Consider the following 10,749-nt stretch of genomic DNA (forward strand, 5'->3'; position numbering starts at 1 on the left):
GGTTTTTAGTCCAGCTTCTATATAAAATGAAAATCCGTAGAGATATTAAGCCTCTACGGATTTTCTTCGTGTTAGTACTAGTATGAGTTTTAAAAGGATGAGAAATGTGACAGCGCCTGCTGTATCTAACATCACATCTTGAAAAGTAGCTGTTCGACCGGTTGTAAAATATTGATGAAATTCATCAAATGCCGCTAATGAAAATGTCAGAAGGGCTGCGGTAAATAGGCGGAATTTATGTTTAGGTAAAGCAATAAATATTGTTATCGCTATTAATCCGAACATGCCAAAGTGTGCAGCTTTTCGGATTAAGAATTCTAAAAAGTAATAATAGCCGCGCTCGTCTACAGATACAATTATGCCCCAATAGGGAATTTCTAATAGGGATAATAGAGGTCTTAATGGTTCATTTGGAAACCACTCACGTAATGTTGGTACGATAGTTTGCTGCTCATAACTCTGACTAGATGAGATGAAGATGACTAACAGTAATATGAGTAATGGAATTAATTTTTTCATATAAGAACCATACCATAAATCGACAGGATTTTCAGTCGGCGTAATGAAAATGCTAATTATACTGTTATCTTTTGTAATCTTATGAAAGATGTTATGCTAAAAAAGTACTTAAATGATAAAGGACGTGTTAGAATGCCCGGACGTAATGAACCGTGTCCATGTGGTAGTGGTAAGAAATACAAAAAATGCTGTGAGAAGAAAGAAGCAGTCACAGTAGAAACCGTATACGCAGAAGAATTAGAACGAGTATTGCAAACATTTTATGATAAGTATCCGTTACGTAGCGACATTCCTGAGTTTGCTGAAGTAGCGAAGAAATGGCATGATGCAGTCGGCAAATATTTATTAGAAGATATGATTGAAGCCATTGCATTAGATGCATATTTCTTCCATGAAAGAACGGATATTTGGCAAGGATATTTGCAAAAAGTGAAAAAAGAAATAGTACGCCCATCGACTTTAACTGTATTAAACACTTGGGAGCATCCAACAATGATGGTTGCTGAAGTAACAGCAATTGAAGAGAATTATATGTTGGTGCGAAATATATTAACAGATGAAGTTATACATTTGCGTCGTGAAAGTGACAAACCTGTTCCTGTAGGCGTGCATGTATTTTGCTTTATCTTACCAGACGGCTCAAATAAAGAATCACATTATTTAGCGGTATCAAGTATGATTTTCTTCCCGAAAGATCATCAAGCTGTATTCGGAAAATTAGCAGATACGTTTAAAGCACAATCAGCTTTGGACGAGGAAGCTTACTGGAAAGAAAATAGCCTGAGCTTCTGGAAAGAGCTAGGTGAAGCTGGCTTTGAAGGCGGGGAATTTACGGATTTTGAAGCGGATGTATTTTTACGTGTGCTAGAGTTTTTAGAAAGCAAAGGACAAGATCCAAGACCTGTTCTTGAAATTGTAGAAGATTATGTAGTAGAGCGCCAACCGAAAGCGCGTAAGGCTGTTGCAATTGCAGCAGGTGCTATTCGTTTTGGTGAAGAACAAAAATTATTTGAACCACTTGGAATGACAGTGAAAGAAATCGCTGAAAACTTTGAGGTTTCTCCATCTTCATTAAACAAATATTATAATGAGCTAACGGCTTATTATACTGAAAAAAATAATTAACAAAAAAGCTACTTCAATTTATGAAGCAGCTCTAGACTGTAGACAAATCCGAAGAAATTTGGATTTATCTACAGTCTTTTTATTTTTATACAGGATAGAACGACTCTTCCGAAGCTTACCGCTCGCTTTCCGTGGTCGAGCGCCGAGCCGCTTCGTCGCTACGCTTCTCCAAACCAATAAAAACTACCTTCTAACTTTCTATATACTCATTAGTTTTGCAGATAAAGGCGGATTTCTAAAAGTACAAAAAAGTAAAAAGTTTGCATTCTTTAGAGGTCTGTTATAGCTTTAAAATATGAGAAGTATTGTCCAACCTTCAGGAGGTTTTAACAGATGAACACAAATCAACCTTTTACAGATGCAGAATTTGATCGTATTTTTGAAGAAAAGTCAGAAGAAATTAATGCCCAGCTAGATCGTGAAATTTTGATAGCCATGATAGGTGATGTAAATGCTGGGAAATCTTCAACAGTAAACAAATTAATGGGTGACGATGTCGCACCAGTGGGCGCAAATCCTGGTGAAACTCAACATATTAAAAAGTATATATATAAAGATAAAATTGTATTCGTCGATACTCCAGGGCTTGATGATATTAAAAGCGAGAACTCAAATATAACCATGAATTTTTTCCATGAGGCTGATGTAGTGCTATTTTTCCTTAATGCAGCGGGTACTGTTCTTTCAGAAACGGAGCTTTCTTCATTAAAGAAAATAAGCGCGGTCAATAAAGACATTATTCTAGTACTTAACAAAATTGATGCAGCTGACGATATACCAAGCCTTGTGAAATATGTACAGGACCATACAAATTATCAGTATCCAGTGACACCGATTTCTTCTCGCACAGGTGAAAATATGTCCATGTTACAAGAAAAGGTGCTAGAGCTTTTAGAGGTCAAAAAAAAAGACATTTTAATGGCAGCTCACATGGCTGATAAGTCGGCTACTGCTAAAAAGTGGATTTTAGGGGCAGGTGCTTCAGCAGCTGCGATTGGAGCAGTGCCGATTCCAGGTGCTGATTTCGTGCCATTAACGACCTTACAAGTAGGTATGATGCTGAAGCTATCTACCCTTTATGGAAAACCTATCTCTAAAGATAAAGCTAAGGAAATGATTATCGCAACGATAGTTGGTAATGTTGGGAAAACAATATTCCGCCAAATAGTAAAATTCGTACCAGGAGCAGGTACTGTAGCTGGTGCGAGTGTTGCAGGCGGAATGACAATCGCATTAGGCTATGCGGTGAAATATGCGTACGAAAATGACATCGATGTCAATTCAAAAACACTTAAACCGTTATATGAAACGTTTTTAAAAGACCAAAAGAAAAAGTAATATTATATTCTGTGCCATAAACCCTTAGGAGGATTTATAGCACAGTTTTTTGTTTTGTGTGGGAAATAATATAGAAAGAATACGCCCAACAATTATCGGGTATTTCGTTCGTCCTATTGCCACAAGCGTTGGATGATGAAAAGTGGGTAGTGAAGCTGTAAAAAAATGAGTATCTAAAGCGACTGCTAGATTGATAATATGACATTCTGGCAGTCGCTTTCTCATTCAATAGTATGAAAGGAATTTCATCCAATTGATGGTATAAAATACTAATGTTATTAACATATGATGGTAGTATCGATTGGAGGGAATGTGATGATTATCCAAAAAGTGAGTTTGTATAGCTCGAATTTAGAAGAAACGAAGAATTTTTATGTGGGGAAATTGGGATTAATGCTTGTAAATGAAAGTATTAATAGTTTTGAAATAGCAGTTGGTACAAGTATTTTAGAATTTAAAGAATATGATGGGGAAGGTATGCCATTCTATCATTTTGCATTCAATGTACCTGGTAATTTATTTCGAGAAGCTAAAAAATGGATTATGCAATTAGTATCCTTAAATAATGATGAAGAAGGAAATGATGAGGTGCATTTTGAATCAGCTAAAGCATTCTCATGCTACTTCGAAGATCCTTCTGGTAATATTGTAGAGCTGATTTCACGTTATGGATCATCTCCACAAATCAAACTAACTGAACCTTTTTTAGGAAAGAATCTATTAAATATTAGTGAAATAAATGTTACTACAGATGATATTTTGAATGTGGGTAGTGAATTACGAAAATATGGTGTTGTCCCAACGGATGAAGAGCCATTAGAACCGAATGCACTTAATTTTTTAGGCGAAAGGGAAGAGGGTACCTTTTTTTTATTAGCGCCTACTAAGCGAATATGGTATTTTTCGACGAAAGAGGCAGTTAGTTTTCCATTGGTGATCCAGTTGAAAGACAGCCGATTTGTTGAGGTGAACGAAGATGGAAATGTTTCTATTGGAACAAAATAATACTTTCAAAAAAGGCTGCTCTTTGGTCATACAGATCCGATGTTCATTTTACCAAATGGTATTCAAGCTTTAGAAACAGATTATCTAGTAGTGGAATAATAACATTCTTTCACTAGCAGATTCATATTTATCATGGTACTATCGAATTAAATAAAACCGAAACTTTCAAATAAAGAGGCGAAGTAATTTGTTAAAAGGTTTACCATTATACATGGTGCTAATCGCTATCGGCTCCCTTAGTATCACATTTGGTATGACGCGTAATTTACCTTTGACGATGCAATGGATATTACTTATTAGCGGCACGATTTTAAATATCATTAGCTTGATCGGACTTTTTATATTTTTGGCAAAGCAAGACTCGAATAAAAAAGCATAACTGCTAAGAAAGCTATCTCGCTAAAAGTGGGATAGTTTTTTATTTTTGGTAAATAATGTTGATTGGGTATATCGCAGAGTGATATAGTCGAATTGTGACATAGTTGGGGTAAAAAGAGTTGTCTCATGAATATAGAGTAAATCAATGAAATGAAGCGCTTAAATGAATTGTATGTGAATATCGCAAAATACAAGGGGGCTTTTGAGTGATCATAAAAAAGTGGAGACCACTTTGGAGTTATCGCATTGAAGAGACGGAGCAATGGTTAGCTGAAATGGCGCGTGACGGTTTGCAGCTATCGCATATACAACGATTTAGTCGTTTGTTTCAATTTGAAAAAGTGGCATCAATTGAAACAACTTATCAAATTCAATATGGCAAGTCAGCTCAATTAGCAAAAACGCTACAAAATAATGGATGGCAGGAAGTTGTGAAAGCAAAGCATTGGCAAATAGTGAAGAATGATCATCCATTTATTTCCCTCTTTCCTTCAAGAGATGGTGTTTTGAGACGTATTAGTTCTCATCAGGATAAATGGGGCCAGTTTGCAATTATTAGCGCATGGATACTATTGATTATTTTCATGCCATTTTGTTTAATGTTGTTTATGTTGGACTTTGAAGATTTGGCACCTATTTGGTGGATGATTCCTATATCAATTATTATTTTAGCGGTTAGTAATATTAGGTTAAGTATCTTTTTAAAAAGGCAATTACAGGCTTTAGAAGAGAAATATTTTAATACAACGATCGATCAAGTGCAGGCAACAGGAAAGACGTTTAGAAAATGGAAGAATACTTGGGTGTACTTTCCTTTTCAGAGGGCTCTGTTTATCCATTGCTTCGCCGTCTCACGAAAGAAGGCTATTTTACCACTTATTTAAAGGAATCAACTGAAGGACCGCCACGTAAGTATTATCAAATTACAAAGCAAGGTTTAATTTATCTAGAAGAATTACGTCAAGAATGGGATTCATTTATTGCTGGAGTTAATCATTTAATCCATGAGGGGGATGTAAAATGAATGAAGAACGGTATTTGCAAGCACTAGAAAAAGAGTTGGATTGCTTAAAACAAGAGGAAAGACAGGATATCATTCGGGATTTTCGCGAGTATTTTTCAAATGGACGTAGTGAAGGGAAAACGGATACTGCAATCATTGATGCCCTTGGGACTCCAGCACATATTGCTGAGGAATTATTAAAGGCTTATGGTGAGGAGGATATGAAGGTGACGGAGGAACAGCCTAAAGGGGAGTACTTTACGAAAGTAAGTATAGAGGCTGATTTTGCAGACTTAGATATTATTCCATCACCAGATGACCGTGCATATGTTGATATGAAAGATCAACTAAGCAATAAGTTGATTTCAATGGATATTGTCGGAGATACACTTAAAATCGTTATTAAAGAGAAGAAAAAATGGTTCGCGTTTGGCATAATTTTAACATTTGGCAACGCTCCTAAAGTGACGATTAAATTACCTAAACGTATGTATGATATGATTCGAATTGATAACGATAATGGTACAACGAAAGCGGAACAATTACATGCTATTTTAATGCATATCGAATCAGATAATGGTCGAATTATATTAACAGATAGTGCCTCTACAAACTTACATGTAGAAACTGACAATGGTCGTATTACGTTAAAAGATGTTCAATGTAAAACATTAACGGGTGAGACGGACAATGGCCGTATAGAGTTACATCATGTACAAACAGAGACAGTTAAGGTTAAAACAGATAATGGTCGAATCGACATTCAAGAAGTAACAGGTGCCATTGAAGCAGAAACAGATAATGGCCGTATTGAAGCTTTTATTCCTATTATCACTAAACCCATCTCCTTGAAAACGGACAATGGGAGCATTCAACTATACGTAAAAGAAAAGCCAGATAATGCTACGATTCAGACTAAAAAAGACATGGGTAAAAGTATAATTTTCGGAGAAAAAACGAAAAAAGTAATCTTGGGTAATGGTTTATTACCCATCTCCTTGAAAACAGATAACGGTAGCATTACCGTTGCAGAAAGATAATATCTAGCCCCTTGTACATCTTGTACAAGGGGTTTTAATGTAGTTAAAAATATATAAATGACAAAATATTTGCTAAAATAAGAATGGTAGAAATTTAATAAGGGGGAGAGATTATGAAGAAAATTTTAGTATTAGGTGGCACACGTTTTTTTGGCAAGAGATTAGTTGAATTATTAGTAGAGGATGGTCATGATGTAACAATTGCTACACGTGGAAATTTAGCCAATCCTTTCGGTGATAAGGTACAACAAATCACAGTAGATAGACTAAATGCCAAAGCGCTAAAATCAGCAGTAGGAAATGAACAATGGGATATTGTATACGATAATATTTGTTATTCACCGGATGATGCAGCAGTGGCTTGTGCTATCTTTGATAAAAATGTAGGTCATTATGTTTTCACTTCCACATTATCAGTTTATTCAGCAGATGGGGTTGCTAAGATAGAAGAGGATTTTGATCCTTATACTTATCCAATTCAAATGGGAGATCAACATGCATTTTCATATGGCGAAGGGAAACGTTTATCAGAAGCTGTATTTTTCCAAAAAGAAACGTTTCCAGTAACAGCAGTCCGATTCCCAATTGTAATTGGTGAAGAGGATTATACAGAAAGACTACTTTTCCATGTTGAGCATGTGAAAAATGAAGAAGAAATAGGAATGGTTAATACAGAAGCGCGTATGTCCTTTATCTCATCTGATGAAGCAGGCTCTTTCTTGAAATGGGTTGGACAAGAGCAGGTTACTGGGCCTATAAATGCGACATTAAAAGGCACCTATTCATTAGCAGAAATGCTAGGAATTATTGAAGAAGAAGTCGGTAAAAGGGCAATTGTTTCAGCTGAAGTGGAACAGGAAAATGTTTCACCTTATAATATTCCGGATTCTTGGTATATGGAAACGTCAAAAGCAGAGTCTGCTGGTTATACATTTGCAACATTGGGTAGTAGTTTTCCACAACTTGTCCACAATCTTGTACAAGAAATACATCACAAAACTAGATAAATAAATCATTGATATGCGAGGAGCTACTATTTTTACAAGTGGCTTCTTTCATTTTTAAGTGTATAAATCTTTTTTTCGGGAACTATAAAAATATGTAAAGAATCTATTTTGAATGCGACTAGGAGTTGAAAACTATGATTGAAATGATTTTACTAATCATTGTGATTAACATTTCTTATATGACTTTAACAACTCTACGTATGATTTTGGTCATTAAAGGCTATCCGAAAGTTGCGTCTCTGCTCTCAATGGTAGAAGTATTTATCTATTTGATGGGATTAACGATTGTATTAGACAATTTAGATAATCCGTGGAATATCGCTGCTTACTGCCTAGGTTGGGGATTAGGTGTTTATTCGGGGAGTTTAATTGAACAGCGCCTGGCATTAGGCTATGTGCTATTTGAAGTAATAGTTGATGCAAGTGAAGCGGCACTAGTCGGAGAGTTACGTGCTAAAGGGTATGGTGTCACTTCATGGTTTGCAGATGGTAAGGATGGCAAGAAAATAAGTATGACAGTAATAGCCAAGCGCAAAAATGAAGCAAAATTACGTGCAACAATAATAGGCATTTCGCCAAAGGCATTTGTTATCTCATATGAACCAAGTAAGCTCAATGGAGGATTTTTAGTGAAGCAAATGCGTTAAATGTAATAAAAAAGAAGCATCATATCGTCTAGTTTTCTAGACAGTATGATGCTTTTTTTAGTCAGTAGAATCATTAGCTATAAGAATTCTCACTACTTCTAATGGGCGAACATCTAATTCACTTATTTTTTTGAGGGGTATCCAGACGGCTTCATATGTACCACCTTCAATTGAAGATTTTGTGAATTCTTCACCATTTCCTGTGCCAAATTCCCCTGATATGATTTGAGCTGTGAAATAATATTGTGTACCATTGAATGGAACGGTTGTGAGTAGTTTTTTGAGTTTTACGTGAACACCTAGTTCTTCAAAGGTTTCCCTTATCGCTGCTTGTTCAGCTGTTTCGCCATGCTCAATTCCACCCCCCAGCGAAAGCATAATAGTTACCATGACCTTTATTTCTTTTCAATAAAGCTACTTTATCTTCTCGGATAATGACAGTAGCTGCTCGATTCCGCATAAACATACCTCATTTAACTTAAAGTGTTTGAAAAAACAATTAATTATAACCTTTTTTTGTACAATTGGTACAAATTTTATAAATATCGATTACAATAATAGGTAGGGGAATGTAGAATTATGGATTCAATATATGAACCACCTATTCGTTGCTATCGTTTGAATATAATTTCTTTTTTAGATACTATCTCTAGTAGAGATTATTAGAGCTCTTCAAAATAGTAACAATCGCAGGAAATGAATATCGCTGAAGATAGATATTCATAGTGCAAGTAAGGAGTAGAAAAGTGTATAGATTTGTAGGTCTTTTTGTAGTAAAGTTTTTAGGTTTATTTAATAAGGTGAGAGTTTTTGACAAGCATAATGTGCCAACAGAGGGTGGTTATGTTGTAGCTTGTACTCACACAGGTTGGATTGATATTTTGAATCTTGGTGTTTCTATATACCCGAAACCTATTCATTTCATGGCTAAGAAGCAACTTTTTGATCATAAGCTACTAGGTTGGTTTATCACGAAGATGAATGCTTTTCCTGTAGATCGTGATAACCCAGGACCAAGTGCAATTAAAATACCAATGAAGTTGTTAAAAGAAGGTGAAGTAGTAGGTATTTTCCCAAGCGGAACACGAAATGCGGAAGGAAACTCTTTAAAGCAAGGTGCGATTACAATTGCTCAATTATCTAAAGCACCAATTGTACCAGCTGCATATATTGGGCCGAATACACCGCGTGAAGTGTTTGCTCGTGAAAAGGGCTACCTTATCTATGGTGAACCCATTTATATTACGGCTAAAGGTAAAGCTGGAAGAGAAGAATTTACGCGTCTTCTTGAAGAACAATTAGCTACGTTACAGAAGAAGCTAGAAGAGAAAATTGCTCATGACGCTAGCTGATTTTTAATCAGTTAGTGACTAAAAAACAACATAGAGTATATCTACTTACTGCGGGGGCAAATCAACTTTAAAGTAGCTGAAAAAGAATCGTTAATACACAATTTCTTTTAGGGGTGGAGCGTATGGTTACTGTTGATTTTTATGAAAAAGACGAGAAAGTTGGAGGTAAGTCTCCGTTAGAAGTAATGGCAGAAAAGCGTAGTCAACTGATTTTCAAACAAAGAATGTCAGTTGGACTTACGCAGTCTGAATTAGCGGTACAGGCAAATGTAACGCAGAAAACGGTAAGTAGAATTGAACGTGGAGACACAAAAGTTCGTGAAACGACTTTACAAAAGGTTTATGATGTTTTGGGGATAACGGAAGAACATCTTATTGTATTAAAGGACCATCCAAATACATAAATAAATACTACTTTTCAGCGCCATATCTGATTTGATATGGTGCTTTTTTTAGGTTCAATTACTTAGAAAAAGGATTAATTGGTTGACTTGTATAAATAGTTGTAGTGAAAAATTGCGTTAATGAGCAAGTAGATGGGATAATATAACTAATGTTAAGATATAATGAAATATATGGAATACCTTTAGTAGGGGGAGAGTTTAAGTGGAAAAAAGTCAAAAAAAAGAACTACTTTCATGGTTACGTCCCATTCTCATCGCTGTCATTATCGCTGTTGTTTGTCGCCAGTTTTTAATTGCACCTATAACAGTTAGGGGAGAGTCAATGGAGCCAACATATGTTGATGACAATAAAGTGTTAATAAGTAAATTAAGTCATATCGAAAGATTCGATATCATTGTATTTGATGCGCCTGACTCAGATGAGAAATATATTAAAAGGGTAATTGGCTTACCGGGTGACCATGTAGCAATGAAGGATGACACTCTTTACATAAATGGGAAGGCATACGATGAGCCTTACTTAAGTACGAAGAAAGAAAATTTATTGGAAGGTCATTTTACATATGATTTTACGTTAGAAGAAATAACAGATGAAAAAGTAGTGCCTTCTAATAGCTATTTTGTTCTTGGGGATAATCGTTTGGAAAGCTCAGATAGTAGAGAATATGGCTTTATTTCAAAAGATGCAGTGAAGGGCGAAGTGAAGCTTAAATTTTTCCCTATATCAATAGTTAAATAAGAGAACCTTAATTGATATTTTGTGATGTAAAAAGGTATATTCAATTAAATTGTAAAAATGAGATTTATAGAATGAATATAAAAGGTCTTCCTATCAAGGGAGGCCTTTTTGTTTTGTATTAATCTATGTAAAGTAATAAAAAATTGTTTATATATATTTGTGTGCATCAAATAATTATAATAGATATGGAAT

Annotated in this window: 13 protein-coding genes and 1 pseudogene; 12 read left to right on the top strand and 2 right to left on the bottom strand. The window is 35.4% G+C overall.

Features of this window, described 5'->3' with window-relative positions; all coding sequences use genetic code 11:
• Positions 1-45: 45 nt before the first annotated feature.
• On the bottom strand, positions 46-519 hold the full coding sequence (locus AC3IS5_RS01215; RefSeq protein WP_489426227.1) for a VanZ family protein: 474 nt from the start codon (positions 517-519) through the stop codon (positions 46-48).
• A 132-nt stretch (positions 520-651) separates the two neighbouring features.
• Between AC3IS5_RS01215 and AC3IS5_RS01220 the strand changes: the two genes are divergently transcribed.
• The 9 genes and pseudogenes from AC3IS5_RS01220 (at position 652) to AC3IS5_RS01260 (ending at position 8,062) form a co-directional block, all read left to right on the top strand.
• Positions 652-1,644, top strand: a complete 993-nt coding sequence (locus AC3IS5_RS01220) for a YecA family protein (RefSeq protein WP_489426228.1) — start codon at positions 652-654, stop codon at positions 1,642-1,644.
• Between the two features lie 333 nt (positions 1,645-1,977).
• Positions 1,978-2,982 carry a GTPase gene (locus AC3IS5_RS01225; RefSeq protein WP_489426229.1) on the top strand — a complete coding sequence of 335 codons (1,005 nt, stop codon included), beginning with the start codon at positions 1,978-1,980 and terminating at the stop codon, positions 2,980-2,982.
• A gap of 315 nt (positions 2,983-3,297) precedes the next feature.
• Positions 3,298-3,987: a hypothetical protein gene (locus AC3IS5_RS01230; protein WP_489426230.1), complete on the top strand. Its 690-nt coding sequence runs from the start codon at positions 3,298-3,300 to the stop codon at positions 3,985-3,987.
• Between the two features lie 187 nt (positions 3,988-4,174).
• The gene (locus AC3IS5_RS01235) at positions 4,175-4,366 is read left to right on the top strand and encodes a hypothetical protein (protein WP_489426231.1); all 192 of its coding nucleotides are present in this window, start codon (positions 4,175-4,177) and stop codon (positions 4,364-4,366) included.
• A gap of 205 nt (positions 4,367-4,571) precedes the next feature.
• A complete protein-coding gene (locus AC3IS5_RS01240; RefSeq protein ID WP_489426232.1) occupies positions 4,572-5,249 on the top strand; it encodes a DUF2812 domain-containing protein in 678 nt (225 codons plus the stop codon).
• Positions 5,174-5,389, top strand: a pseudogene (locus AC3IS5_RS01245) (PadR family transcriptional regulator); the annotation flags it as partial. The gene AC3IS5_RS01240 and the pseudogene AC3IS5_RS01245, both read left to right, overlap by 76 nt.
• Positions 5,386-6,408, top strand: coding sequence for a DUF4097 family beta strand repeat-containing protein (locus AC3IS5_RS01250; RefSeq protein ID WP_489426233.1), 1,023 nt, complete (start codon positions 5,386-5,388; stop codon positions 6,406-6,408). The pseudogene AC3IS5_RS01245 and the gene AC3IS5_RS01250, both read left to right, overlap by 4 nt.
• A gap of 113 nt (positions 6,409-6,521) precedes the next feature.
• Entirely contained in the window at positions 6,522-7,415 is an 894-nt protein-coding gene (locus AC3IS5_RS01255; protein WP_489426234.1) for an NAD-dependent epimerase/dehydratase family protein, read from the top strand.
• A 134-nt stretch (positions 7,416-7,549) separates the two neighbouring features.
• Complete coding sequence (locus AC3IS5_RS01260; protein WP_489426235.1) at positions 7,550-8,062, top strand: DUF2179 domain-containing protein; 513 nt, start codon at positions 7,550-7,552, stop codon at positions 8,060-8,062.
• Between the two features lie 57 nt (positions 8,063-8,119).
• Here the strand turns inward: AC3IS5_RS01260 and AC3IS5_RS01265 are convergent, their stop codons facing one another.
• Entirely contained in the window at positions 8,120-8,452 is a 333-nt protein-coding gene (locus AC3IS5_RS01265) for an NUDIX domain-containing protein (protein ID WP_489426236.1), read from the bottom strand.
• Positions 8,453-8,808: 356 nt separating this feature from the next.
• Here AC3IS5_RS01265 and AC3IS5_RS01270 point away from each other — a divergent pair, with 356 nt between their 5' ends.
• The 3 genes from AC3IS5_RS01270 to lepB all read left to right on the top strand — a co-directional run bounded on the left by AC3IS5_RS01270 (position 8,809) and on the right by lepB (position 10,557).
• On the top strand, positions 8,809-9,414 hold the full coding sequence (locus AC3IS5_RS01270; protein ID WP_489426237.1) for a lysophospholipid acyltransferase family protein: 606 nt from the start codon (positions 8,809-8,811) through the stop codon (positions 9,412-9,414).
• 122 nt (positions 9,415-9,536) lie between these two features.
• The gene (locus AC3IS5_RS01275) at positions 9,537-9,818 is read left to right on the top strand and encodes a helix-turn-helix transcriptional regulator (protein WP_489426238.1); all 282 of its coding nucleotides are present in this window, start codon (positions 9,537-9,539) and stop codon (positions 9,816-9,818) included.
• A gap of 202 nt (positions 9,819-10,020) precedes the next feature.
• Complete coding sequence (gene lepB / locus AC3IS5_RS01280) at positions 10,021-10,557, top strand: signal peptidase I (RefSeq protein WP_489426239.1); 537 nt, start codon at positions 10,021-10,023, stop codon at positions 10,555-10,557.
• The last annotated feature ends 192 nt before the right edge of the window (positions 10,558-10,749 follow it).

Source organism: Viridibacillus sp. KH_047 (assembly GCF_057838945.1).